Below are 25,794 nucleotides of genomic sequence, written 5' to 3' on the forward strand. Positions count from 1 at the left end.
TCTATAAAAAGTCAAATATTATTCCTTTAAAAATAAAATTTACTTTAATTTTGAAAAATGATGAATTTGAATCAGATTTTTACCAGTCAGCGTACCGGCAACAATCCAAATACAGCGGCCTCCCGCACCGATTTTCAGAGAGATTACGACAGAATTATATTTTCTTCTGCCTTCAGAAGACTGCAGAATAAAACTCAGGTTTTTCCACTTCCCGGAAGCGTTTTTGTACACAACAGATTAACGCATTCACTTGAAGTTTCCTCTGTAGGAAGAAGTTTGGGAAGTATTATCGGGGATTTTATTGTTAAAAATTTCGAATCCGTTTTGACCGAAGATTCAAAAAGCTTTTACACTCATAATCTCAGCAACGTAATTGCCGCAGCCTGTCTTTGTCATGACGTTGGAAATCCGGCTTTCGGACATTCGGGCGAAGATGCAATTGCCAGCTATTTCGATAGAAATGAAAATCAGATTAAAGATAAATTCAATGCAAAAGAATGGGCAGATCTGGTGAATTTTGAAGGAAACGCCAATGCTATCCGTGTTCTGACGCATCAGCAGCAAGGCAAAGATTTGGGCGGAACTCAATTGACCTATTCTACACTTTCTGCCATTGCCAAATACCCTTGTGAAGCCGTTGCCAGAGATAAAAAAATTCTTCACCGCAAGAAATTTGGTTTCTTCCAGAATGAGAAAGATACTTTTCTGAAAATTGCTGAAGCAACCCAGCTTGTAAAGGAAAATGATGAACCGTATATTTTCAAAAGACATCCTTTCGTGTGGCTGGTAGAAGCAGCTGACGACATTTGCTACAACATTATAGATATGGAAGATGCACACCGTTTGGGAATTGTATCGACCGCCGACTGCGAAAATCTTTTCTTTGAACTCGTGAAGTCTGAAACAGATGACATCAAAAAAGTAAAAGATAAACTAAGTTTAATTTCAAACGAAAACGAAAGAATTTCTTATTTAAGAGCCAAAGTTATTAACGCTTTAATTAATCAGTCATTGGAAATTTATAAAGCCAATTTCAGCAAAATTCTTGACGGAAGTTTAGATAAAGCCTTACTCGATATTTATAAATCTGAAAAAAACACTTTAAAGGATATTGAAACTTTTTCTATCAATAAAATTTACAATCATAAAGCGGTTGTTGAGATTGAAAACGCCGGATACAACGTAATGTATGAACTTTTAGATCACTTTATTCCATCAGTTTTAAAGTCCAAAAATGAGATTAAATCTTATGATAAAATGGCGTTGAAACTTCTTCCGCAACAGTTTGTTTATGAAGAAGGTTCAGATTATCAGAAGGTTTTGGGCGTGATCGATTTTGTTTCGGGGATGACAGATAACTATGCGACTGATTTATACAGAAAAATCAAAGGGATTGATATTGGAATGACGATGTAATTTAAAGTTTAACTTTCTTCATATTTTCACGGTTTCCATAGATGTTGAAAAGGTCGAGTTTAAAAACATAAGGCAGTTCGATCGTTTTGTTGTGATAGGAAAATACAATTTTAAAAGTGTGAATTCCCGATTGTTTTGCACCCAAGAGAAGCGATATTCTGTCGAAATCTTTGGGTTTTAAAGCATTTGAAATCGGGATGTCGAGGACATAATTTTTCTCTTGTGATCTGAGTTCCGCATTGTAATTGGCAGAAAATTCAAATCCGGCACCGTAACCTTCACGGTAAATGTCAATCGGCGTACTGAAGCGAATTTCCTGAGTTTTATTTTTGTCATCAAGATACGTTACAGTTCCGTAGACGTTGGCACCTTTGTCGACAAAATCGATATTCTTCAGCCTTGCAACTTTAATCACATTTTCGTTGTAGTAAAACCGATTGTATCTGTCAAAATCTTTTTCGAAAAAACGGCGGTCGATATTCTTTAAACTTACATTATCAATGAATTTTTCGTCTAAGTCAACACTTCCGCCTGGTCTTAATTCGGAAATATTTACTGTTGATTCAAAAGGTTTGTTCCAGTCGGGTTTTTGGTTGTTAGGAACAGTATTAAACTGGATTTTTAAATTTTTTGCAGTTCCGAAGCCGACGTTGTTCAAAGTGAATTTATCGTGTTTTCCGGGAACAAGCACAGGAGCGTTATTCGGACTGCTTTCGATAATTTTCAGATCAATTCTGTCAAAGAAAATTGCATCATCAGAATTGTTGGTGATCTTGATGTCAAACTGAGGAAAGTAAACATTAAAATAATCGATGAAACCGCCTTCGTAAGCACTTTTTCCTTTTACAATTCCGCCCGGTTTCTGTTCCGCAATAAGTTTCGATGAAGGATAGATTTCAATCGTGTCGTGATGCTGTTTAAAATGATAATTGGTATAATCGAAATCGCCGGAAAAGATGGAGGGATCTTCAAGTGCCTCAGTGGCTTTCGTTTTCAAATCTAAAAGAGACAGGTTAATATTGATGTCATTGTATTCAAAATTCATATTATTTCCGGAAAAATCTGTCTTAATTTTTTTGTTGGAAATCAATTTAAATGTCATCTTTTTTTCAAAATTTTGAATAGCAAAAGTGCTGTCAACCTCATTTTTAAAACGGAAAATAATATTCGAGGGATATTTAATCTGAGAATTTGAGAACTCGATGTTTGCATTGCCAAATTCATCCGTCACAAACTTTTGTCCGATATCCGGAATAATAATTTGAACGTCCTGAGTGGGCTTTCCATCAACAAAAACTGTGGCTTTCATATTTCTTAGATCACAATCAGAATCCTGCCAGCCGGGAGGATTTATAAGAAAAACGACAGCGAAAACAGCGATGGCACCACTGGCGGAAACAATTTTATTATCAAATTTAAAACTTCCGGGAATCGTTGCCGCAAAAGCCGCTGCCGCCAAAGCTAAAATTACCCTGAAAAATAATTTCTGCGACGAAGTGGGACAGGGAATGAAGATGAAGACCGCCAATAAAATCAGCAGGAAAACTGTACCCAAAATGATACTCCATTTCTTGAAATTCGTTCTCTTTTCCATGGTTTACTGAAAATTATTCTTCCATTTTTCTGAAAAATCAATTCCGTTTTGTCCCATAATTCCGGTGATGATTTTGTTGATTTCCTTTTGAGGTTTGTCGGCAAGTACAGCTTTTCCGCCGTTTTGATCCACGTAGGATTTTTCTGCGATCAAAAGCCATTTGTGAAGATTGGCTTCGAGTTCATCCAGAGATGATGCGTCGGGACATATTTTTAAGGGTTCAATCAATCCGTCAAAATCACTTCCGATGCAGATGTTTTTCCATGGCTCGCTCATTCCAACCCGTACAATTCCAACCTGAATGATATGGATTACATTAAAACAGAACACCAGCGGATGGCGTTCTTCCTTAGTTGGAACCAACCAGCTTTCCTGCTCCATCATCGATTCCATAGTTTCAGTACGGAGATTTTTAACTGAAATTTGCGGGAAATGGGTTTGAAAATCCGGTGTACTCAGATATTCTTCGTCGCCGGCCATATTTAAACCAACTTTAGACTGAAAACCGAGAATTCTTACATCCAGACTTACCCCTAGAATTCCGCCACTTTTTAAAATTTCAATAATATCTTCATCCATTAAATTAATCGACCACGGATTAAAACTGAAATCGTTGTTGATGGACGAACCCCATTTTCCGGAAGGTTTTCTTTTGGTTTCCACCGAAACTGCACGGGCACCGTTGTAATGATAAACCTTGCATTTGTCGGTTTCCAAAGCATTTTTCCATTCGTTGACACTGTAGCCGGTAACGCCGATGTGTGAAGCAATCAACGGGATTTTAGTATAATCCGGACTGCCTTTGGGGAATTTTGTTGTTAAAAACTTTTTTCTCCATTCATATAAATCCTGTCTCGATTTCAGGCCTAAATGTTTAATGTCAATTAAAACAGGTCGTGCTTCTCCCAGATGATTTGTCATGGTAAAACATTTCTGAAGCATCTGATATCCCAGATTGGTAAAACCATTTCCGAAAGGAAAAAATGAAGGGTGTTTCAGCATTTTCATTCCAAAAGCGTGGGTTGCCAAAACCTGTTCTTTGATGTGGGTTAAATGTGTGACAGTCAGGTAAAAAAGATCCATTCCTGATTTTGAAAGGCTGTGATAGAAATATTCAAAATTTTCTGCGGGGTTTTGGCTGTGGTGTGGAAGACAGTCGGGATCGGTACTTCGGTAAGGGTCATTGTTGTTGCAGTTTCCGTTGTTTGCGGGAACGAGTTCTTTCCACAAATCATCCTGCGAAAGCATTTTTCCTGATTCTTCATCAATAATTCTGTCTTTTTCAAAATCCAGTTTTGAAGCATTTCCAACAAGATATTTGCTGATGTTGTGGCTTCCTTCGAGACTGAAACAGATTTCCATTTTGCCATTGTTCCGTTTCGGGGAATTTCTTGAGGCAAAATTGATCACATTCTGATCATGCAGAAAACGGAAAACACTCAGTTCCATCAGCATCAGACGGTAATAGGAAACTTCACCGTTCCGAACTTTATCGAAATATTTTTTATCCAAAGGATTGGAAAAATTACTTTTTAAAATTCCTCCAAACAAGCCTTTGCTGTCTGCAAAACCATATTCGAGATTGCAGATTCCGGCAACGGCAAATTTCAGATTTCCTTTGTCACATTGCGTTACAGAGCATTGACTTTTAAGTATATGAAGCAGAAGATCGTCCAGAACATTGGTAATGACATTGGTCATTCTGATCGGCTGTGTGTAATCTTTTACGCTTTTTGTGACTTTTGGAAGTGTCTCATCATAATTGCAGATGTGATTTTTGAAAATCGGATGCAGATGTAAATCAAAGTATGAAGTCATGGTGTTTTAGTTTTTGTAGCTGTCAAAATACATTTTTAAGATCTTCTCAGAATCGTGCGCAGAGTTCCCTGAATCTGATTCAAATACGCTCGAAACGGTATTTCCTGTGATAGCAGAAACGGCAATTCTTCCTCTTTCGGTCATCATCATTTCGCTCATATCACTTTCAAATTGTTTTCCAGGAGTTACTTTTTTAATCAAAGTCTTCCAGAGAAAATGAACACCTTCACGAATACCGAGATCCCATTCTGTCTGTCTGAAATTGGTGTAGGCATGCTGCAAATCCTTAGCTTCCGGAAGTTTCTGTTTTAGTAAACTGGAAATATCCAAAATTCCGGCTCCATAATTATCTGTATCCCAACTGTCCGGCTTGAAAACTGAATTTTTCAGACAGGTTCTGAAGGCTTCGACAATCTGCCATGGGAACTGATATTTTTTATAGATTTCATCAAAATTTTTGGCTTTCCAAAGTGCGGCAGCGGCGGCTACATGCGGTGTTGCGTAACTTGTTCCGCTTCCGTACGCCATGATTTCATTTTTTTCCTTATCCATTGAAGGTACGTAAACATCTTCTCCAGGAGCAGCAATGTCAACCGCTTTTCCGTAGCTACTTCCTCGCCATGGTTTTTGGTTAGGATTGATGGCTGCCACGGCAATTGTTCCGGGATAGAGGGCAGGAGCAACGATGGTTTCCACCTCATTTCCGGCGGCACAACACCAGATAATTCCGTTTTCGTAGGCAGATTTTGCAGCTTCGGAAATCATCAGTCTCGGATAACTTCCCATGCACATGAAAAGAATGTCTGCGCCTGTATTCACCGCTTGATTTACTGCATCAACCAGGTTTTTTCCTCTTCCGATCAAAACAACAGATTCTGCAATCCGGTAGGGGATGACTTCTATTAACTGTTCCTTGTTTTTATCAGTTAAAATGCCATAGTTTCCGTCGCTTTTGTAATTCATTTTTCCACCGCAGATAATGCTTGCTGTGCGGGTTCCGTGCCCGGGATGTTTCAGAAGTCCTTTTACCATTTCGTCGCGAGCGTCTGAACCGTCGATAAAATCTTCATCATTTTCATAATTAAATCTTCCTTTTACCTTTGAATGATCGGTATAACCTGTATCAAGCTGAATTAATTTTAAATTTTTAAGCCGTTTTTTTACTTCTTCAAAATTTCCTTTCTCAGATTTTATAATTTTTTCTAAAATCGTTTCAGCATCGGTTTCAACATCATTTAAAAAATCGACAGATCCATTGTTTGTGGTTAATCCAACTGCGATCCGATTCCAGCCGCGTTGTCTTTCTTCTTTTGTATCTGTTTTAATATCAAAATAGTGTGAAGCATTCCATTTTGTTTTAAAATCATCTTCACGTTCCACAACATTGCTGGTTTTCATGGTTTCCAAAATATCAGATTCTGTGACATGAATATTGCTGCCGCTGGGGAACTGCATATCTGTTTCCATCGGTAGATCCGGGTTTGCATTTTTTATCTGAGGTAAAGCTTCCAGTTTTGCTGAAATTTCCCATGGATTTTCCGAAGATTTTACAGTCACATAATAAATACTCCTTTGAGATTCTGAAGTTGAAAACGGAAAAACAGGCTCATTACTTACGATTTCAGGAATTAATTTCTGATAATTATCCACCCAATCATCCTGCATCGTCTGAATATTGACCAGTTCAATTTCAAAATATTGAAGCGCCGCATCTGAATCTGATGAAGGACTTTGCAGAATATTTACACTTTGATTGATAACCGTATTTTCTGAATTTTTCATGATGTTTTCAGGATTTGGATGTTTTTTTTCTTCAAGATCAGATTCTGTCTCTTTTTCCTGTTTTGTAAATGAACTTCTAAGCACAGAATCTCTGAATGCTTCCATACTTTGGGGAAGTTTAAATTTCCGGATGCATTTAATGATCGAACTGATTCTTACCCCTTCATTTCCCATCCAGTCGATCGATTCATCGGGATCGCCATTGCTGTAAACGCCACCGTCTTTTCTCAGAATTTGTCCCTGAGCATTTTTTCTCGGAACACTGCTGTGGTGGAGTGCAACAATTTCTCCGGTGCCCAAACCAATCACAACCGCTCCTGAAGAGCCGGGAAGTGTGTCTGATTCGTATATCAGAAAATCATCTTTCAGCGTGAGCATTCTGATGTCTTTCATCACGATTTTTTTGTAATCTCCTTTGGGATGCTGAATGATAACACAGCTTTCTCCGTCAATGATTTTACCCAAATTTTCGTTGAGTGATGTGTAAGGTACTTCCGAAATACTTTTGCCCTCATCCGACCTTTCTGAAACGGCAACTATTGTAAAATCCAGACCGTTGAGCGGATTCTCCTCTGTGGTTTTGAATGATGAAGTGATGAAGAATTTTTCAGGTTCGAAATTGAAGGAAAGGGTACGTTTCGAGGTTTTTTCTCCGTCCATTTCATAGAAAAACTGCACCGTAGAGTTTTTGGCAGTATCCTGATCAGGAAAGACGTGGTTGTTTGTGATCAGAATTCCCGGAGCAATCAGAAATCCTGTTCCGTAGCCCGTATTTCCGTATCGGGTTTTGATGGTGATTCTTCCTACAGATTCAGCAATTTTAAAGATTTTATTGAGAATATGGATGTCCTGAAAATTAGGAACACCATTGATTCTTTCTAATGCATCAGGTATAGAAGTATGTTCGGCCGAAATTCTTCGGGCCAAAGCTTCAGGATCAGATTGTAAGTCTGTGAGTGATTTTTCTCCGTTACGGTTTTCCTGAATCCCTTTTTTGATGGTTTCTATTTTCCGGGTGGCATCGGTAAATCTTTCGTATGCTTCATCCAGAATGTTTAACTGGAAAGACATAAGTGGTTTGGTGTTTAGTTTTATTTAAAAAAAATCGGAATTTTTATAGTCTTTTCCGGTTTTGGAAGCCGGAAATTCAATTTTCATATGAACATGAAATTGTGCAGTTGCTCGATGTTTAGTTTTTGGGTTATTGTTTTCTCAAATATATAAAAAATAAAAGTATGTTGCTGAAAATTCGTAAAAAAAATAATTATTGTGTATATTTAAAGACTAACTATTAAAAAATATTGTATGATTTATTTAGGTATTATAGTCTTTTTTGGACTGATCACTTTATTTGCTTCGTTTTTCACCGTAAAGCAGGAGTCTGCGGCAGTTGTGGAAAGGTTGGGTAAATTCCTGAAAGTAAGCCACGCAGGTTTACATCTGAAAATTCCTTTTCTCGATCAGATTGCGAAACGTCTGAATCTGAGAATCCAGCAGCTGGATGTTATTATAGACACCAAAACTTTGGATAACGTTTTTATTAAAATGAAAGTTTCAGTACAGTATCAGGTTATCCGGGAAAATGTAAAGGATGCGTACTACCGTCTGGAAAATCCTGAAAATCAGATTACTTCATATGTATTTGACGTTGTGCGAGCTGAAGTTCCAAAAACGAAATTAGACGATGTCTTCGTAAGAAAAGATGATATCGCTATTGCGGTGAAAAGTGAATTGCAGGAAGCAATGCAAAGTTATGGATATGATATCATCAAAGCTTTGGTGACTGATATTGATCCGGATGAGCAGGTGAAACATGCGATGAACAGAATCAACGCTGCGGAAAGAGAAAAAACAGCTGCGGAATATGAGTCTGAAGCACAAAGAATCAGAATTGTTGCTGTTGCAAAAGCTGAAGCAGAATCCAAAAAACTTCAGGGGCAGGGGATTGCAGACCAGAGAAGAGAAATTGCCAAAGGTCTTCAGGAATCCGTGCACATGCTGAATTCTGTGAATATCAAACCTCAGGAAGCTTCTGCACTAATCGTGGTTACGCAGCATTATGATACCCTTCAGTCTATCGGAGCTAATAACAGAAGTAATTTGGTATTGTTACCAAATTCACCAACTGCAGCAAGTTCTATGTTGAATGATTTAGTGGTTTCCATGGCTGCCACGCAAAATCTGGATGATTTAAATCTTCCACCTAAAAAATAATCAGAGTTTGGCAATATTCTGAATCTTAGTAAATATTATCAGACGGACTTTTTAAAATTGTCCGTCTTTTTTGTGTTTGATATTAATTATTTTCGAATTGATAAATGTCATGTATAATCGGTTAAACAAATTCAAACATTAAATTAAATTTGCCTAACTATTTTTATTTAGAATGATTAAAAATTTATCTTTTTCGATTGTGACTTTTTTAAGTCTTGGAAGCGTTACGAATTTCAATGCTCAGTGTAATGCAATTGACAGTTTTGCTGAAAACTTTGATACACTTTCGTGTTGTACTATGGGTGTAGTTCCACCTTGCTGGAACAGTTTGAGAACAACAAATGGGAACCAAATTATCTCATCAACGACCCCGGCTTCCGGTACATCAAATGTGTATCAAACAGGTTACGGTAATGGAGTGATTTCTATTGTTGTGATGCCAGAATTAAGCAATGTAAATGCCGGAACTCATCATTTTAAGTTTAAGGTGAGAGTGAATTCGGGACCGGGAAAATTGGATTTTGGCTATGTTACAGATGCTAATGACATCAATTCTTTTGTTACTTTACAGTCATTAACAATTACTAACAGTACTTACGACAGTTCCGCGGAAAGAATTCTGGATGTACCAACTTCTGTTCCGGCAACGGCGAGACTGGCGATTCGAAATCCGGGGACAACATGGGCTGGACATTATTGGGATGATGCGGTTTGGGAGGCAAAAACAAATCTAGGTGTAAACGAAGAAATTATTAAAAATGTAAAAGTTTACCCAAATCCTACCTCTGATTTTATTGAAATTTCAAATCCTGAAAAAATTAAAGAAATTATTATTGCTGATGCTTCAGGGAGAATTGTGAAAACTGTAAAAGATCCTAATGCACAAATTTCAATCAAGGATTTTTCTGCAGGAATCTATTATTTAAATATCACTTTTAAAAATAATTCTAAAACGATTATTGAAAAAATAATTAAAAAGTAGAATAGAATTTATTATAAAAAGAAAGCTGGTCGATCTGACCAGCTTTCTTCAGTAAAGAGATTACTGTTTTGTATTATTTCTTCATTCCCGGAGGATAGTTCGCCATAATTTCAGACATAATCTGAGGAATTTGCTTTTGCTTGGCTTTAGGTCTGTCAACAGAAATTCCGCTTCCGATACCCTGCCAAACCAGCTTTTGAGTTTTTGCATCTACCATATCCACTATGATGGCACCTTCGTTGTAGTTGCTCGTCCAGGTTCTGTTCATCCCGATTCCCCAACCGAAACCGCCGCCCCAGCCCCACATTCCTCCGTACGGATTGGTGGTGTTGATATCAGTGATTTTTTTGTGATTGGCTTTCACGTTAATGATTACATCAGGATTTTCACCAGACTGTAAACCTTTTGCCTGAAGCTGTTTTGATAACTCATTTAAAACTCTGTCTTTATCGATGTCGTTTATTTTCAAATCATCAATTCTCAGCTTGTACGTTCTGTAATTGCTGAAAGTAGCAGTCTGAGCATAATCTGATCTTACCTGAAACGGGCTGCACGATGCAAGACTTAGGCTTGCTGCAAGTAGAATAAAAATATATTTCTTCATTTTATTTATTTTTTTTAATGATCTTTATAAATGTGTCTGTCTTTTTATCGTATCCGTAAGGGCAGTGTCTGCATCCGCTTTTGCAGCAGTGGCCGCGCTTCAGATGAAATTTTTCTGTAAAAACTTTATATCCCTGTTCGTTATAATAAAAGTCTTCATTCTCTTTGATATCAAATAGAGCCATAAAGTTAAATGCTAAAATTCAAAAAACCTATATATTTGTGTTTATGATAATTGTATGCCAAAAACCCCTAAAACGCTTGAAAATAAGTGGCATAACACTTTTTCCGTTTATTTTTATTAGGAATCCCGAAGATAAGAAAAATAAAATACTGATCAACCATGAAAAAATTCATTTGCGGCAGCAGTTGGAGTTACTGATTATTTTCTTTTACATCGCTTACCTGTTTGAATTTTACTACTGGCTTTTTAAACTTAAAAACAGCCACAAAGCCTATCGCAGAATATCTTTTGAACGTGAAGCGTATGCAATGGAACGAGACATGGATTACCTTAAGAATAGAAAATTGTGGGGTTTCTGGAAATATATCAAATGAAATTTTACTTCTGCTTTTCCCATTCTTTTTCGAAATCGTTTTGCGTCTTTTTGGGTGGAAAATAGCCTTCGTAATTTCTGTCTATGTCGTAGGAAATTGATTTTTCAATTAAGATATTCAAATCGTTGATGATCCAATCCGGAGATCCTTTTTTCTCCTGTCCGTTTGTGAAAACACTCACAACTTTTCCGTTCTGCAATTCAACTTTCATCAGAAGACAGGGATCTAAAAAACCGCTGCAGCTGTGTCCTGTGTATACTTTTTCAGCAACAGTTCCATCATCAAATATTATTTTCAGCTCCAGATTATTTCTGACTCTTTTAGACTCAACACCGTATCGGGCGTAGCTTTCAATAGATTTAATGGTCTTTAGAAAATCAATGGTTGTTTGTCGGCTTTTTTCACTGTAGCCTGGATACATAGTAGATTGTGTATGATCTTCAATCTCTTTATCAATCTGAATATTCAACATATTCACAATTTTATCGTTCTGCTGATCAGGAACATCAAATTTTGACTTTTGCTGCCATTTATTCTCAAAAACCAGAAAATAAAACAGGATGCCGAGCAAGGGAATTCCCAAAAGAATGTAATGTTTAAGTTTCATAGCGATTGTTTTTCATTTCTAAAGATAAAAATTCTTCATTAAAAATAAAATAAAGAAATTTGCATCAATGAAAGTTCCCGTAATACAGATTCCCATCGTGGAAATTCCGGTAGAAAAAAATGTGAAGCTCTTTATGAAAAGAGAAGATCTTATTCATCCCGAAATTTCAGGAAATAAATACTGGAAACTTTTTTTTAATATCAATAATTATTTAGGTCTAAAACCTGAAAATCCTTTAATCATCACTTTTGGAGGAGCGTATTCAAATCATATTTCAGCAGTTTCAGCTCTAGGAAATCAGTTTAATTTAAAAACTTCAGGCATAATCCGGGGCGAGGAAATAGAACAAAAATGGCGTGATAATCCTACTTTGGTGTATGCCAAAAGAAACGGAATGAATCTTAAATTTGTTTCCCGTGAAGAGTATCGGCATAAAGAAAAATTTACAGAATTTTTAAAACAGGAATTTCCCGAAGCACTGATTATTCCTGAAGGCGGAACTAACAAAAACGCTGTTCAGGGCATTAAAATGATGCTCAATAACGATACAAAAGATTTTGATTATCTTTGCACAGCAGTCGGAACCGGAGGAACTGTTGCCGGACTTTCTCAGTTTTGTGAAGACAATCAGAAAGTTATAGGTTTTAAAGTAGTGGATGATGCTTCATTGGATGAGAAAATTTCGGAATTAACCTCAAAAAGGAATTTCCATCTAACTGATGCTGCTTTCGGAGGTTATGGTAAAATAAGTGATGAAAATATCAGTTTTATCAATGACTTTAAAACAAAATATGAAATCCCGCTGGAGCCGATCTATACAGGAAAAATGATGCAGAAAGTTTTTGAAATGATTGATGAAAATTATTTTCCTGAAGGAAGTAAAATTCTCTGTTTTCACACAGGTGGATTGCAGGGAATTGAAGGTGCCAACCTGCTTCTGCAGAAACAGAACAGAAATTTAATTATATAAATTTAAATCTGAAAAATGAAACGCATGAGTGTTCCATCTTTCTTTTAAAACAATAAAAATAATAAGATGAAAAGACTTTTCACCGTCGTAAGCCTTTTAGTTTTATCTAAATTCTCAGCCCAAACCTGGGCAAATGATGATCAGTACATCCAAAAGTTTGCACAATATGCGGTAGAGGAAATGGAAAAATATAAAATTCCGGCTTCAATCACGCTTGCACAGGGGCTTTTGGAAACGGGTGGCGGACAAAGCCGACTCGCTCAGGAAGGAAAAAATCATTTTGGAATAAAGTGTAAAGAAGAATGGACTGGAAAGACGATGAAACATACAGACGACGCTCCCAATGAGTGTTTCAGAGTGTATGACGACCCAAGACAGTCTTATGAAGATCACTCAGTTTTTTTAGCGACGAGAAAGTATTACGCCAATCTTTTTAATTTGGATATGAAAGATTACAAGGCTTGGGCTCATGGTCTTAAAAAGGCAGGTTACGCCACAAATCCTAGATATGCAGGCATTCTCATTAGCAAAATTGAAAAGTACAGATTGTACGAATTTGATCAGGTGAATTCTAAAGAAGTCAATTTTGCGATTCTCAAAATGTATCCCGGCCTGAAAGATGACCAGGCGTACATGGCAAGTCTGGAATCTTCAAAAGTTATTGAAAAGAAAAAAGTTTCAAAACCCGCACCTGCTCCTAAAAAAGTTTATGCTGAAGCTCCCAAAAAGGAACGTGTGAAGACCAAATCAGAAATTCTGAATTCTATTTTAATTAAAAGTCATCCTAATGGCGGTTTAAAATTTGTGATTATTCCGGAAGATACAGATATTCAGTTTATTGCCAACAAATTTAAAATCAGTGAAGAAAAACTGATGAAATGGAATGAGTTGAAAACCAATCAATTAAGTAAAAACGAAATTGTCTTCCTTGAATCTAAAAATTCAGACGGAAATACTGCTACTTACAAAGCCGAATCGTATGAAGATATGCACGATATTGCCCAGAAATTCGGAATTAAACTTAATAAACTTTACGCAAAAAACAGAATGGATGAAGGCCAAAAGCCCGCACCAGGACAGTTAATATATCTGATTTCAAAAAAGCCAAGAAATTAGTTGTATCGAATGGTGAAAAGTAAATGGTGAATAGTCAATTTGGTCTATCACAAATAATTCATCAATCATCATTCATCACTTATCATTTATCAAAAAATATCAATGAGATACCAGAGAAGTTCAGCTTTATTTGATGAAGCATACCAATATATTCCCGGCGGAGTAAATTCGCCCGTTCGCGCCTTCAAATCTGTAGGCGGAGTTCCCGTTTTTATGAAATCTGCAAAAGGAGCTTACCTTACAGATGCCGATGACAACGTTTATGTAGATTACATCAATTCGTGGGGACCGGCTATTTTAGGTCACACGCATCCTGAAGTTTTAGAGGAACTTAAAATTCAGGCTGAGAAAGGATTCTCTTTCGGTGCGCCGACAGAATTGGAGACAGAAATCGCAAAATTCATCACAGAAAATGTTCCGAATATTGACCAGATCAGAATGGTTTCTTCGGGTACGGAAGCCTGTATGAGTGCTGTGAGACTGGCAAGAGGTTTCACAGGAAGAGATAAAATTGTGAAGTTTGAAGGCTGTTATCACGGTCATTCAGATTCATTTTTAATAAAGGCGGGGAGTGGTGCTGCTACTTTTGGTAACCCCAATTCTCCGGGAGTTACTGCCGGAACTGCGAAAGATACTTTATTGGTGAGATACAATGATTTTGAGCAGGTTCAGGAGTTATTTAAACAGAATCCAAACGAAATTGCAGCAATCATCATCGAACCGGTGGCCGGAAATATGGGTTGTGTTTTGCCTGAGAATGATTTTCTTCAAAAACTGAGAATTTTGTGTGATGAAAACGGAGCTTTATTGATTTTTGATGAAGTAATGACCGGTTTCAGACTGGCTTTTGGCGGTGCACAGGAATTATTTAATGTAAAAGCAGACCTTGTAACTTACGGAAAAGTAATCGGAGGTGGACTTCCGGTAGGTGCTTTTGCAGGAAGAAACGAAATCATGGATCACCTTGCTCCAAAAGGCGGCGTCTATCAGGCAGGAACTTTAAGTGGAAATCCTTTGGCAATGAGAGCAGGTTTGAAAACGCTTCAGCTTATCAAAAATGACTTTGAATTTTTCAACAGACTCGAGGAAACAACTGAAGTATTAGATATTGAAATCGGTAAAATTTTAACTGAAAAAGGAATTCAGCACAAGATCAACAGAAAAGGTTCGATGATGTCTGTTTTCTTTGATACTGATCAAGTTTCAGATTTTGATGATGCTCAGAAAGCAAATCATACTACATTCAATAAATTCTTCCATCACATGCTGGAAAACGGAATTTATCTTCCGCCGAGTGGGTATGAAACGTATTTCATCAGCGATGCCATCAAAGATTCAGAAATCAATCTTACGCTGGATGCTGTAAGAACTTTTTAATACTGGAATTGAGACAGAAAAAAAGATGAAGTCAGTTTTGGCTTCATCTTTTTTTTGAATAGAACAGCTGATTTTGCGATAGCTGTTTGATTTAAATTAAATCATTGTTGTTACAGAAATTTTTGCGAACAGCGATTTTCCCATAAATGAAATCCATAATTTTGAGAACCTTTGCCAGGCTGCACGCTGTAAGATTTATAACAAAAATTCAAATATAAAAAAAGATGAAGTCAGTTTTGGCTTCATCTTTTTTAGTCAAAAAAACAGCTGCTTTTTACGGCAGCTGTTTGATTAAATTTAAATCATTATTCTTTAATGAATTTTTTCTGAACAGTAATGTTTCCATCAACAACATCAATGACGTAAAGACCGTTGATAAGCCTTGAAACATCAATTTTATTGTTAACAATTAATCCTGAAGAAATAAGTTGTCCTGATGCACTATAAATCTTGTAGTTTGCTTTTGCACTGATGTTTTTGATATTTAACACCGTTTTTACAGGGTTTGGATATAAAATAATTTCAGTCTGATCCAAAGCATTCACCACAGGTTTCTTCTGAATTCTTACTGTGTAATCTTCAACCTCACCGTCAGCAAAGTTGGTACAGTTTACAGGTATACCGTCTTTCTGCATAGCCACTCTCATTACAACATATTTATAATCTGTCATACTTACGAAAGCATCTTCAGGTACAGTAAATGCACCACTCACAGAGGTCTGGTTGTTCGGTCCGTTAGAAAGGATTTTTTCATTGACGTCAAAATATCCGTTTCTGTTGAAGTCAATCCAAACCGCAACACCAGTGTTTGAACCTGCTGCTGAAGTTTTATCGATTTTAACAACGTTACCCTGAGATCCCTGAATTAAAGTGATATACGTAGATGGAACTCCAGTAAAGTCAGTGTAAGTTGATGCTCCGGAAGCATTTTCTTTCGCTGCACTGTTGATAGGAGTAACGGTTACTTTATTAATGAATTCTGCTCCTGAGTTCGTTGAAGACATTTGGCAGTACACAACGGTTGGAGTGGTGAAATAATAAAGCGGTGTAAAGTTCCCCGGAGTTCCCGTACAGACGTTTGCAACCTGCATTTCATATTTTGTTAATTCAATTAATCCTGTAATCGTGTACGTTGTCGTATTGTTTACAGTAATAGTAGTCCAGCTTGGAATTCCAACTTTTCTGTATCTTAAAATGTAACTGTTAGTAGCTCCTGTTCCTGTGTAAGGTTCCCAGGTTACTTCCGCTGAAGTAGGATTCAACTGAGTAATTGTCAATCCCGGTGGCGGAATTTCACAGGTTCTGACAGTTGTAAATACCTGCGGACTAGACCATGGGTTTGGAGTAGTTTCTCCGATACAAGTGTTTCTTACCATTACTTCATACGTTGTGAACGGATTTAATCCGTTTAAAACATAAGAGTTTAAAGGAGGTTGAGGAATTGTTGGAGTATTCCAAACTGTTGTTCCTACTTCTCTCCACTGTAATTCGTAAGTTGCATTTACCGCTAAAGGATTCCATGTTACCAACGCTGAATTTGAAGTGATGTTGGTCACTAAAACGTTCGGAGGAGTTGGATCACATCTCGTGATGAATGTATTGTGTGAATAAACACCTGCCACGTTTTTACAAACTGCTGCAATTTCTACTTCATATTGAGTAGCAGGAAGCAAGTTGGTTAATGTAAAAGTATTAGTCGTTGCAGGGTAAGGTGCTGCAGGTGCAGATTGAGTCAGCCATGTGGTAGATCCTACAGGTCTGTATCTGATCTCGTAAGAAGCACCGTTTACATCCTGATTCCAGTTTAATACTGCTGTATTCTGAGTTATAGTTCCTACAGTTACCGTTGGTGTTGCGTTGTTACAAACTAATAATCTTACATTATCAATTGCAACAGGAGGCTGAGCTCCGCCACTTCCGTCATTTCTCCATTCAAATACAACACGCATAGTTGTACCGGCAAAGCTTGTAATATTTAGTGTTGGATTGAGGAAGTTTTGCCAGGTTGTCTGCAAATTATAGTTTGCTCCCACCTGAATTCTTCCTGCTCCTGCGGTAATCTGAGTACCTGCAACAGGCTGATAAGAAGCTGGTACTAACCAGACTCTTAAATAATCATAAGTGCTTTCTCCGGCAGCTTTCCAGTCAAAACCAAACTGTGCTTCTGTAGTTCCCGCTGGTACAATAATATCTCTGTAAGCCTGTACAACTGAAGTAGAGCTGATTGTATAAGCGTTAGCAGTTCCGTTATTTGAAATGTAAAGTGAGTTTCCTGTATTTCCTGTTGCAGATCCGTAAACCCATTTGTTGGTCTGAGTTCCGTTGCTGAAACCGAAATCATTAGGTCCTGTAAAATTCTGAATATAAGGAATAGTCGCAGGAATCTGAGTCGTTGTAAATGAAGGTCCTGCAGACCATACACTCGTACCGTTAGTACCACAATTTGAACGAACCCAAAAATAATAAGTTGTATTTGGAATTAAATTATTTAAAACTACAGAGTTTGCTGTTGCAGTTCCCGTGGGCGTAGTTGCTGCCGTAGGCGCTGTGTTGGTCGTAGTAATAAAATACTGATATCCACCAGTAGGTACTGGTGTTGGTGCTGTCCAGTTTAGGGTAGCTCCGTTTGCAGTAATTGTACTTACGGCTAATGCTGTAGGCATAATACAAGTCGGAATTGATAAATTCACGTTATCAATCGCAATTGGTGGCTGCGTTCCTACACTTCCGTCGTTTGTCCATTCAAAAACAAGTCTCATTGTAGATCCTGCAAAGCTGGTAATATTTAAATTTGAATTTAAATAATTCAACCATGTTGCCTGCTGGTTCATAAGTCCACCTACCTGAATTCTTCCTGCTCCTGCCGTGATTGCAGTTCCTGCTGTAGGAACAAAAGTTGCAGGCACTAGCCAAACTTTCAGATAATCGTATGTACTTTCACCCTGACCTTTCCAGTCAAAAGAAAAAGTAGCAATAGTAGTTCCTCCAGGAACTGTAATATCTCTGAATGCATGTGTTATGGAAGAGGATCCTGTATCATAAGCATTCGCAGTTCCGTTATTATTAGAAATATAAATTGAATTGCCTGTATTTCCTGTAGCTGCGCCAAAAGCCCATTTGTTGGTTTGAGTTCCGTTTGCAAATCCGAAATCATTTCCTCCCGTAAAAGCTTGCGTGTAAGGAATTGTTGCAGGTATCTGAGGTGTTGTAAATGAAGGCCCATCTGACCAAATACTTGTACTAGTGGTTCCACATACTGAACGAACCCAGAAATAATACGTTGTATTTGGGCTTAAAGTTCCTAAAACCACTGACGTTGCCGTTGCAGTTCCTGTTGGGGGAGTAGTTGCAGTAGGAGCTGTATTGGTTGTTGTAATATAATACTGATATCCGTTCGCTGGAGCTGGAGTAGGTGCTGTCCAGCTGATAGTTGCTCCACTTGGCGTGATACTGTTAACCGCTAAAGCAGTTGGCATCACACATGATGGAATTGAAAGATTAACATTATCAATAGCAATCGGTGGCTGGGTTCCTAAACTTCCGTCATTTGTCCATTCAAAAACAAGTCTCATTGTAGTATTTGCAAAACTGCTGATATTTAAATTTGAATTTAAATAATTCTGCCATGTTGCCTGCTGGTTCATAATTCCACCTACCTGAATTCTTCCAGCTCCTGTAGTAATTGCAGTTCCCGCTGTAGGCATGAAGGTTACAGGCACAAGCCAAACTTTCACATAATCGTAAGTACTTTCGCCTTGACCTTTCCAGTCAAAGGAAAAAGTAGCGATAGTGCTTCCTCCGGGAACTATAATATCGCGGTATGCATGTGTTATAGAAGAAGATCCTGTACTGTATGCATTCGCAGTTCCGTTATTGTTTGAAATATAGATTGAGCTTCCTGTATTTCCAGTTGCAGTTCCGTAAGCCCATTTGTTAGTTTGATTTCCGTTGACGAATCCAAAATCATTCGCAGTATTGAAATTCTGCGTGTAAGGAATTGTTGCAGGAACTTGGGTAGTTGTAAAACTCGCAATAGCAGACCAAGAGCTGATATCGGTTGCACTACAAACAGATCTTACCCAAAAATAATAGGTTGTATTAGGTAAAAGACCATTAATAATCGTGTTGTTTCCTGTACTTGTTCCCGAAGCAGGTGTAGTTGCCGTCGGTGGCGTATTGGTCGTAGAATAATAATATTCATATCCGTTGGCAGGAGCTGTTGCAGGAGCAGTCCAGCTAATTGTTCCTGTATTGGAGGTTGTTGCCGTTGTCGTAAGAGCCGTTGGAGGGAAACAAGTTACTAAAGATAGATTAATGTTATCAATAGCAGCAGGAGGTTGTGTGCCAAGGCTGCTTCCGTTTCTCCATTCAAAAACCAATCTCATGGTATTGTTTGCAAAACTCGTTACCGTAAGGTTGTTGATTACGTAGGTTTGCCATGTCGATTGATTGCTGAATTCTCCGCCCACCTGAATTCTTCCACCACCTGTAGTGATAGCTGTTCCCGCAGTTGGAGTAAACGTAGCAGGTACCAGCCAAACTCTCATGTAGTCGAAGCCAACCTCTCCGATTGACTTCCAGTCGAAACTAAAATTAGCAAGTGTAGATCCGGTTGGGATGGTAAGCTCCTTGTAAGCATGCACAGTGGTCGCAGAGTTGACGTTGTACTGATTATTTGCACCACTGTTGTCGGAAATATAGAGAGAGCTTCCCGTGTTTCCGATGGCAGAGCCGTGTTGCCACTTGTTGGTTTCACTGCCATTCACCAGGGTAAGATCGTTAGCAGTATTGAAATTCTGCGTATAGGGCAATGGGGAAGGACTCTGAGCGTAAACATGGCTCATCATACCAGCCTGCGTTACCAGCCACAGCATCATAAATGAAGTAAAGATTTTCTTCATGATTAAACGATTATTTTTGAATTATTATTTTCTAAAACAAAAATAATCAATTAAAAAATTGAGCACTGCAAAAGACGTTGCGGGATTTTTCTTAAAACAGTTAGAAATGATTGGAAATCAGTAAGTTTTTAATTTAATTCTTGATGATGAATCAGCGATTATAGAAATGTGTATTTTTTTTGATAATTTTTAGGTGTGTCGCCGACCAGTTGCTTAAACACTCTGTTGAAGTAATTTGCGTCTGAAAACCCCGTCTGAAAGGCAGTTTCTTTAATGCTGTTATGGCTTGCTAAGAGTTCTTTTGCCCGGCTGATTCTTTCCTGTAAAATGAAATCATTTGGTGAAGTTCCCAATTCATCTTTAAACATTTTAAAGAAATTAGATTTGCTCACATAAGCCAGTTTTGCAATATTGTCAATAGAAAGTTTCTGATGAAGATTTTTTCTGATATAATCTACTACAAAACCAATTCTTGATTTATTTTTAGCAATATTTTTCTCTACCATTCCCCTTGCCTGAGTCTGCATTAATCTTATCAAAAGTTCCTTTAAAGCAAAATCTGCCATCACGTCTTTCTGGGAATTATCATCCATCGCAATTCGCATAATGTTGCTAGTGGCTGAAGCTAAAGATTGATTATTAAACAGAAAATATTCATTTAAATCTAAATTCCAATTAGAACTTTCATCAATTTTTGGAAGATGGTAGTTTAAATGATTCAGAGAATCTTCAATAAAATCAGGATTTAAACTTAAAGAAATACACTGCGAAGGCGTTTCATCGGCTTCCGGGAAATCAATCACCATCGTTTCTCCAGGCGATACTAAGACACTTTCTCCCGGAAAATAATCAAAATACTGGGCTTTGCTCTCCAGTTTTAAATGTTTTTTACCCCTGATCATTGCCGTGAAAGCAATAGTGTCAAAGTGTAGTTTTACATTATAAGCAGATTTGTGGGTTTCATAAATACTGAATTCGCAATTCTTTAAATTGAATTTTGTCTGATTCTCTACCAGTGTTACCAACTGATTTTCTACTTTCAATTCAGGTTTTTGCAGTAAATATTTATGGTCTTGCATTGTGATGATTTTTGAGGTGTGCTCTTTATCAAATATAAAAATTTAATCACAAACAGAAATGTTAACTAAAGCATAAAGTTTCAATCTCTGCACGATTTTACAGTTTTTCTGCACGATTTTGCTATTCAAATAAAACACATCAGTGTAACTTGGCGTAACAGAAAATTTAAAAATTCAAATAAAAATGAGTACAGCAACGCAAAATCAATCAGACACACTATTGCAGTGGCCCGAATTTAAAGGTCAGTATAACAACTATATCAACGGGCAGTTTACCGCACCTGTGAACGGGAAATACTTTGATGTAGTTTCTCCTGTAGACGGAAATGTTTTCACCCAGGCAGCTCACTCTTCAAAAGAAGATTTAGAATTAGCTGTGAATGCCGCAACCGAAGCATTCAAGACATGGAAAAACACTTCTTCAACTGAAAGAAGCATTATCTTAAACAAAATTGCCGACAGAATCGAGCAGAATTTAGAATATCTTGCCACTGTAGAAACCATCGACAACGGTAAGGCTGTAAGAGAGACTCTCGCTGCCGATATTCCTTTGGCTGTAGACCATTTTAGGTATTTTGCTTCAGTGATCAGAGCAGAAGAAGGTTCTCACAACGAATTGGATAAAGACACGGTTTCTCTAATCGTTCATGAGCCCCTTGGAGTTATCGCTCAAATAATCCCTTGGAATTTCCCGATTTTAATGGCAGTCTGGAAGCTGGCTCCGGCATTGGCAGCAGGAAACTGCGTCGTTCTGAAACCGGCGGAAAGTACACCGGTATCGATCTTAGTTTTAGTGGAATTGATCGGTGATTTGCTTCCGGCAGGCGTTGTGAATATTGTGAATGGTTTCGGTGCAGAATTGGGAAGAGCGTTAGTAACAAATCCTAAAGTAAACAAAGCGGCATTCACAGGTTCTACCGTAACAGGTCGTCTGGTAATGCAGTATGCAACAGAAAACATCATTCCGGTAACATTGGAATTGGGTGGGAAGTCTCCCAACGTATTCTTCAGCTCGGTAATGGATGCGGATGACGAGTTTTTAGATAAAGCCATTGAAGGAGCAGTATTATTTGCTTTAAATCAGGGCGAAATCTGTACCTGTCCGTCAAGATTATTGGTTCAGGAAGACATTGCAGATGCCTTCATTGCTAAAGTAATCGAGAGAGTAAAAGCAATCAAAGTAGGAAATCCCCTTGACAAAACTACGATGATGGGTGCTCAGGCTTCCCAAATTCAGAAAGATAAAATCCTTTCATACATAAAATTAGGTAAAGAAGAAGGAGCCGAAGTGCTTGTTGGTGGTGATGTAAATAACGTAGGGGAAGGCTTGGAAAACGGATACTATATCCAGCCGACCATTTTCAAAGGCAACAACAGAATGAGAATCTTCCAGGAAGAGATTTTCGGACCTGTATTGGCTTTCACCACTTTCAAAGATGAAGAAGAAGCTTTAAAAATTGCAAATGACACCATTTACGGCCTTGGAGCAGGAGTTTGGACGAGAGATGCGCATCAGTTGTACAACATTCCACGCAACATAGAAGCGGGTAGGGTTTGGGTCAATCAATACCATGCTTATCCTGCGGGAGCACCTTTTGGAGGTTACAAACAATCGGGAATAGGAAGAGAAAATCACAAAATGATGCTCGACCATTACCGTCAGACTAAGAATATGTTGATTTCTTACAATAAGAACAAATTAGGTTTCTTCTAAGGTAATTTGGGCGTGCCCCTTTACAATCTGCCAACGCTGGCAGGGTTCAAAACCCTGCCAGCGTTTCCCAAGCCAATGCAAGCGGGTCGGGCTATTCAGGGCTCCACTTCGTTCCGGTACTCCGCTTTGCTGTGTACTGGCTCGTTCCTCGCCACCCTTACCATCCCTCACGCGGGAGAGACAGTAATTTAAACCTTCAAGTTTCAAAATCCTTGAAGGTTTAAAAAAAGCATAATTAACCCGACAGCATTTCAATGTCGGGTTTTTGCTTAAATTTAAATTAAAAATAAAATGGAAACACAGAATAAAGTATCACGACTTTCCGTCACCGAAAAGGCTCTTGAAGTCATTTGGGAACTCGAAAAACTACATGGCGACCTTATGTTTTATCAGGCAGGAGGCTGCTGTGAAGGTACGCAACCCCAATGTTTTGAGAAAGGCGGCTACTTCCCAAGAATGAACGATGCCATGATTGGTACCGTCAATGGTCACGAGTTTTGGATTGATCGTGATTTGTTTGAGTACTGGCAGTATTCTCATTTCAATTTAGACATTTCAGAAGGCTTCGGACCCGGCGGATTTTCTTTGGAAACACCATTGGGTAAAACTTTTAAGGTGCATTATCGGTTGTTTACGCCTGAAGAATTAGAAAACCTCGAACCTGTAAAACGGAGTGAGTAAGTTTTTTAAAGAGCCAGGGAAAAAGGAAAAAGAGCCAAGTATTAAGACTGTTTTTATAACTAAAGTTGTTTGATCTTCCCACAAAACCCGATAGGGTTTAATGTCAGTAGCCGTGGGTGCAACCCATGGAAATAAACGATAGCATCATCAGAACCACGTCGTGTTTCAACAAAATAAAAACATATTTAAATATCAATAAATCTGTGAAATCCGTGCGCAATTTTATCTCCCGCAAAAAGTGATCTTCTACGTTCAAAATCTTCTGCTAAATTTAAGTTTAAAATAATGTAGCGAGCACCAGACGATTTGTTAAATTCGCCCAAATTCGTGAAATACGTATCATACAAACCTACTCACAAACATCGAAGCCACCAACTGTCCCACTGCATTCAAAACTGTTGCTAATGGATCTACCAAAGTTCCGATAATCATCACTGCAGGAATCGCTTCTTGTGGTAGTTGATATACTGAAATCATCAACATTTCACCAATATATCCGCCGTTAGGAATTCCACCTGCGACGATACTTACAAAAACCGTTATTCCTAATGCTAAAAGTAAATTCATAGGATCAAAAAAATCTCTTCCGATAATTAAAAATGCTACATAAATTTTAATGATTGAAGACATTGACGATCCGTTTTTATGCAAAGTCGTTCCTATTGGAATGACCAAATTGGCAATCTGATTCGGAACACCAATTTTAGATGCTGCCTGTAAATTGGCAGGCATTGTGGCAAAACTGCTGCAGGTACTCAAGGCTGTTAATGTAGGATAAATAGCATTTGTCCAAAAGCTTTTGATTCCATTCTTGCCCTTTGCCATGAAAGCGTAAAGTGAGAAAAATATCAAGAAATAAATGATTCCGGCAATGTAATAAAGTCCTAAAGGTTTAGCATAAAATCCGAAAAGCTGAGGTCCTAATGTTGCTACCTGATATGCAAAATAAGCTCCCAAACCAATCGGTGCAATCTTCATAATCATCAACAGTAATTCTTTCATTACTTCATATCCTGATGCGATAAATGATCTGAAAGCTTGTCCTTTTTCTCCAGCTTTCCTCGCCGAAAATCCTGTCATAAATGAGAAAATCAGTAGAGCAAGCATATTCTGTCTCGAAAATAACTGAGTAAATTCACCAACAGTAAAAAAGCTTACAATTCTATTGCCCCAGCTGTCGCTATTGGTAACTTCTTCTACAATTTCCTTACTTCCGGAAACTCCCGAAACAGGAAAAAAGTAAACTACAAGTATGGTGAAAACTGCAGCCGTGATAATGAAAAATAAAAAGGTAAAGCACATTACTAACATGATTTTACCAAATTTGGATTGCTGCTCCAGTCCGGCAATTGAATTGGCAACCGCAAAAAACACCAACGGAACAACACTTACAAAAAGTAAATTCAGAAAGATATCACCTAATGGTTTTAGATAATCTACAATGTTTGGCGCAACAATTCCGATGATGCTGCCAACTGTAATTCCGAAAAGTAAAAGAAGAATTCCGTAGTAGTTTTTTAATACCTGTTGCATTTCTGGTGATTTTAGATCAAATATAAGTCAATAAAAGCGATTCTTCATTCTTGATTTTCCATTGATTTCATGGATGATAAATGAATAACTGTGATTAAAGTTAAATACCTACCACTTTTTAGAATAACTATAAATTAAACCATTTCCAACATATAGTTTACCACGGAATCATTTTTGTATCATTAAGTACATCACTAAAAAATATACAATTATGAATACCAACAGACTTTCACAAAGACTCGAGCAGGCACTAAGTGACCAAATGAATACCGAAGACTTACAGTCAAGAGTTTATTTCTCGTACGGAATTTGGGCAGCCGATAAGGGTTATGGTGGAATTTCAAATTTTCTCTTTCGCCATGCTCAGGAAGAAAGAGACCATGCCGTAAAGTTTATGCAATATATCTTAAACAGAGGGGGTAAACCAAAAATCACGGCTTTAGAGTCGCCGGGACCAGAACCTACCAGTCTTTCCAACTGTTTTGACCTTGTCTTTCAGCATGAAGTTGACAATACAACAGCGATCTATAACTTAGTTAATATTGCTTTCGAAGAAAAAGACTGGGCTTCCTGGAATTTCCTTCAGTGGTTCGTAAAAGAACAGATTGAAGAAGAAACATTCGCAATGAACCTGATTGATAAACTGAAAATTGCAGGTGGAGACAGAGCCAGCGACGAATCGTTATTCACGCTGGATAAGACTTTGGAAACGCTTCCGGATGATGCCGAACTGGCACAAAATGCGACAGGGGCCAACCCATAAAACACTTTGTGGAAATACTATTTCACGGAAATCTGTCATGTTATTGGCAGATTTTTTTTGTGATTTAGTTTTGCTATTTTTGAAGA

19 protein-coding genes are annotated in these 25,794 nt (G+C 37.8%); 10 read left to right on the top strand and 9 right to left on the bottom strand.

The window, feature by feature from the left end; genetic code table 11:
- Nucleotides 1-60 precede the first annotated feature (60 nt).
- Entirely contained in the window at nucleotides 61-1,416 is a 1,356-nt protein-coding gene (locus AC2A1G_RS14295) for a deoxyguanosinetriphosphate triphosphohydrolase (RefSeq protein WP_484047928.1), read from the top strand.
- A 1-nt stretch (nucleotide 1,417) separates the two neighbouring features.
- Here AC2A1G_RS14295 and AC2A1G_RS14300 read toward each other — a convergent pair whose 3' ends face one another.
- Genes AC2A1G_RS14300 through AC2A1G_RS14310 form a run of 3 tightly spaced genes read right to left on the bottom strand, consistent with a single transcriptional unit; the run spans nucleotide 1,418 to nucleotide 7,681 of the window.
- The gene (locus tag AC2A1G_RS14300) at nucleotides 1,418-3,010 is read right to left on the bottom strand and encodes a hypothetical protein (RefSeq protein WP_484047593.1); all 1,593 of its coding nucleotides are present in this window, start codon (nucleotides 3,008-3,010) and stop codon (nucleotides 1,418-1,420) included.
- Between the two features lie 3 nt (nucleotides 3,011-3,013).
- Entirely contained in the window at nucleotides 3,014-4,828 is a 1,815-nt protein-coding gene (locus AC2A1G_RS14305) for an amidohydrolase family protein (RefSeq protein WP_484047594.1), read from the bottom strand.
- 6 nt (nucleotides 4,829-4,834) lie between these two features.
- Nucleotides 4,835-7,681, bottom strand: a complete 2,847-nt coding sequence (locus tag AC2A1G_RS14310; RefSeq protein ID WP_484047595.1) for a S8 family serine peptidase — start codon at nucleotides 7,679-7,681, stop codon at nucleotides 4,835-4,837.
- Nucleotides 7,682-7,915: 234 nt separating this feature from the next.
- Between AC2A1G_RS14310 and AC2A1G_RS14315 the strand changes: the two genes are divergently transcribed.
- Both AC2A1G_RS14315 and AC2A1G_RS14320 read left to right on the top strand, forming a co-directional pair.
- Nucleotides 7,916-8,824, top strand: a complete 909-nt coding sequence (locus AC2A1G_RS14315; protein WP_484047596.1) for an SPFH domain-containing protein — start codon at nucleotides 7,916-7,918, stop codon at nucleotides 8,822-8,824.
- Between the two features lie 172 nt (nucleotides 8,825-8,996).
- Nucleotides 8,997-9,806 (top strand): T9SS type A sorting domain-containing protein, encoded by an 810-nt coding sequence (locus AC2A1G_RS14320; RefSeq protein WP_484047597.1) that lies wholly within the window; start codon nucleotides 8,997-8,999, stop codon nucleotides 9,804-9,806.
- Between the two features lie 73 nt (nucleotides 9,807-9,879).
- On the opposite strand, the gene AC2A1G_RS14325 is transcribed toward AC2A1G_RS14320, so the two are convergent.
- Both AC2A1G_RS14325 and AC2A1G_RS14330 read right to left on the bottom strand, forming a co-directional pair.
- Nucleotides 9,880-10,410, bottom strand: a complete 531-nt coding sequence (locus AC2A1G_RS14325; protein ID WP_484047598.1) for a DUF4136 domain-containing protein — start codon at nucleotides 10,408-10,410, stop codon at nucleotides 9,880-9,882.
- Between the two features lies 1 nt (nucleotide 10,411).
- Nucleotides 10,412-10,594, bottom strand: a complete 183-nt coding sequence (locus tag AC2A1G_RS14330; RefSeq protein WP_262148096.1) for a C1orf53 family protein — start codon at nucleotides 10,592-10,594, stop codon at nucleotides 10,412-10,414.
- 43 nt (nucleotides 10,595-10,637) lie between these two features.
- Between AC2A1G_RS14330 and AC2A1G_RS14335 the strand changes: the two genes are divergently transcribed.
- On the top strand, nucleotides 10,638-10,967 hold the full coding sequence (locus AC2A1G_RS14335; RefSeq protein WP_484047599.1) for a hypothetical protein: 330 nt from the start codon (nucleotides 10,638-10,640) through the stop codon (nucleotides 10,965-10,967).
- Between the two features lie 4 nt (nucleotides 10,968-10,971).
- On the opposite strand, the gene AC2A1G_RS14340 is transcribed toward AC2A1G_RS14335, so the two are convergent.
- Nucleotides 10,972-11,574: a hypothetical protein gene (locus AC2A1G_RS14340; RefSeq protein WP_484047600.1), complete on the bottom strand. Its 603-nt coding sequence runs from the start codon at nucleotides 11,572-11,574 to the stop codon at nucleotides 10,972-10,974.
- 67 nt (nucleotides 11,575-11,641) lie between these two features.
- On the opposite strand from AC2A1G_RS14340, the gene AC2A1G_RS14345 reads away from it, so the two are divergent.
- From AC2A1G_RS14345 to hemL, 3 genes are all read left to right on the top strand, one after another.
- A complete protein-coding gene (locus tag AC2A1G_RS14345; protein ID WP_484047601.1) occupies nucleotides 11,642-12,544 on the top strand; it encodes a 1-aminocyclopropane-1-carboxylate deaminase/D-cysteine desulfhydrase in 903 nt (300 codons plus the stop codon).
- Between the two features lie 66 nt (nucleotides 12,545-12,610).
- Nucleotides 12,611-13,660: a glucosaminidase domain-containing protein gene (locus tag AC2A1G_RS14350; protein WP_484047602.1), complete on the top strand. Its 1,050-nt coding sequence runs from the start codon at nucleotides 12,611-12,613 to the stop codon at nucleotides 13,658-13,660.
- 102 nt (nucleotides 13,661-13,762) lie between these two features.
- Complete coding sequence (gene hemL, locus AC2A1G_RS14355) at nucleotides 13,763-15,037, top strand: glutamate-1-semialdehyde 2,1-aminomutase (protein ID WP_484047603.1); 1,275 nt, start codon at nucleotides 13,763-13,765, stop codon at nucleotides 15,035-15,037.
- Between the two features lie 305 nt (nucleotides 15,038-15,342).
- On the opposite strand, the gene AC2A1G_RS14360 is transcribed toward hemL, so the two are convergent.
- The gene (locus AC2A1G_RS14360; RefSeq protein WP_484047604.1) at nucleotides 15,343-19,938 is read right to left on the bottom strand and encodes a fibronectin type III domain-containing protein; all 4,596 of its coding nucleotides are present in this window, start codon (nucleotides 19,936-19,938) and stop codon (nucleotides 15,343-15,345) included.
- 158 nt (nucleotides 19,939-20,096) lie between these two features.
- Nucleotides 20,097-21,017: an AraC family transcriptional regulator gene (locus tag AC2A1G_RS14365; protein ID WP_484047605.1), complete on the bottom strand. Its 921-nt coding sequence runs from the start codon at nucleotides 21,015-21,017 to the stop codon at nucleotides 20,097-20,099.
- Between the two features lie 184 nt (nucleotides 21,018-21,201).
- On the opposite strand from AC2A1G_RS14365, the gene AC2A1G_RS14370 reads away from it, so the two are divergent.
- Nucleotides 21,202-22,731 (top strand): aldehyde dehydrogenase family protein, encoded by a 1,530-nt coding sequence (locus AC2A1G_RS14370; protein WP_484047606.1) that lies wholly within the window; start codon nucleotides 21,202-21,204, stop codon nucleotides 22,729-22,731.
- A gap of 291 nt (nucleotides 22,732-23,022) precedes the next feature.
- Nucleotides 23,023-23,412, top strand: coding sequence for a DUF779 domain-containing protein (locus AC2A1G_RS14375; protein ID WP_484047607.1), 390 nt, complete (start codon nucleotides 23,023-23,025; stop codon nucleotides 23,410-23,412).
- A 339-nt stretch (nucleotides 23,413-23,751) separates the two neighbouring features.
- Here the strand turns inward: AC2A1G_RS14375 and AC2A1G_RS14380 are convergent, their stop codons facing one another.
- On the bottom strand, nucleotides 23,752-24,945 hold the full coding sequence (locus AC2A1G_RS14380; protein ID WP_484047608.1) for a dicarboxylate/amino acid:cation symporter: 1,194 nt from the start codon (nucleotides 24,943-24,945) through the stop codon (nucleotides 23,752-23,754).
- 211 nt (nucleotides 24,946-25,156) lie between these two features.
- On the opposite strand from AC2A1G_RS14380, the gene AC2A1G_RS14385 reads away from it, so the two are divergent.
- Nucleotides 25,157-25,708 (top strand): ferritin, encoded by a 552-nt coding sequence (locus AC2A1G_RS14385; protein ID WP_484047609.1) that lies wholly within the window; start codon nucleotides 25,157-25,159, stop codon nucleotides 25,706-25,708.
- The last annotated feature ends 86 nt before the right edge of the window (nucleotides 25,709-25,794 follow it).

The organism is Chryseobacterium sp. HNCC26DJ240 (assembly GCF_057180485.1).

Bases quoted from the DNA above. Each gene is read 5' to 3' on its own strand.
- AC2A1G_RS14295 (WP_484047928.1), top strand. From the start codon at position 61: ATGAATTTGAATCAGATTTTTACCAGTCAGCGTACCGGCAACAATCCA.
- AC2A1G_RS14300 (WP_484047593.1), bottom strand. From the start codon at position 3,010: ATGGAAAAGAGAACGAATTTCAAGAAATGGAGTATCATTTTGGGTACA.
- AC2A1G_RS14305 (WP_484047594.1), bottom strand. From the start codon at position 4,828: ATGACTTCATACTTTGATTTACATCTGCATCCGATTTTCAAAAATCAC.
- AC2A1G_RS14310 (WP_484047595.1), bottom strand. From the start codon at position 7,681: ATGTCTTTCCAGTTAAACATTCTGGATGAAGCATACGAAAGATTTACC.
- AC2A1G_RS14315 (WP_484047596.1), top strand. From the start codon at position 7,916: ATGATTTATTTAGGTATTATAGTCTTTTTTGGACTGATCACTTTATTT.
- AC2A1G_RS14320 (WP_484047597.1), top strand. From the start codon at position 8,997: ATGATTAAAAATTTATCTTTTTCGATTGTGACTTTTTTAAGTCTTGGA.
- AC2A1G_RS14325 (WP_484047598.1), bottom strand. From the start codon at position 10,410: ATGAAGAAATATATTTTTATTCTACTTGCAGCAAGCCTAAGTCTTGCA.
- AC2A1G_RS14330 (WP_262148096.1), bottom strand. From the start codon at position 10,594: ATGGCTCTATTTGATATCAAAGAGAATGAAGACTTTTATTATAACGAA.
- AC2A1G_RS14335 (WP_484047599.1), top strand. From the start codon at position 10,638: ATGATAATTGTATGCCAAAAACCCCTAAAACGCTTGAAAATAAGTGGC.
- AC2A1G_RS14340 (WP_484047600.1), bottom strand. From the start codon at position 11,574: ATGAAACTTAAACATTACATTCTTTTGGGAATTCCCTTGCTCGGCATC.
- AC2A1G_RS14345 (WP_484047601.1), top strand. From the start codon at position 11,642: ATGAAAGTTCCCGTAATACAGATTCCCATCGTGGAAATTCCGGTAGAA.
- AC2A1G_RS14350 (WP_484047602.1), top strand. From the start codon at position 12,611: ATGAAAAGACTTTTCACCGTCGTAAGCCTTTTAGTTTTATCTAAATTC.
- hemL (WP_484047603.1), top strand. From the start codon at position 13,763: ATGAGATACCAGAGAAGTTCAGCTTTATTTGATGAAGCATACCAATAT.
- AC2A1G_RS14360 (WP_484047604.1), bottom strand. From the start codon at position 19,938: ATGAAGAAAATCTTTACTTCATTTATGATGCTGTGGCTGGTAACGCAG.
- AC2A1G_RS14365 (WP_484047605.1), bottom strand. From the start codon at position 21,017: ATGCAAGACCATAAATATTTACTGCAAAAACCTGAATTGAAAGTAGAA.
- AC2A1G_RS14370 (WP_484047606.1), top strand. From the start codon at position 21,202: ATGAGTACAGCAACGCAAAATCAATCAGACACACTATTGCAGTGGCCC.
- AC2A1G_RS14375 (WP_484047607.1), top strand. From the start codon at position 23,023: ATGGAAACACAGAATAAAGTATCACGACTTTCCGTCACCGAAAAGGCT.
- AC2A1G_RS14380 (WP_484047608.1), bottom strand. From the start codon at position 24,945: ATGCAACAGGTATTAAAAAACTACTACGGAATTCTTCTTTTACTTTTC.
- AC2A1G_RS14385 (WP_484047609.1), top strand. From the start codon at position 25,157: ATGAATACCAACAGACTTTCACAAAGACTCGAGCAGGCACTAAGTGAC.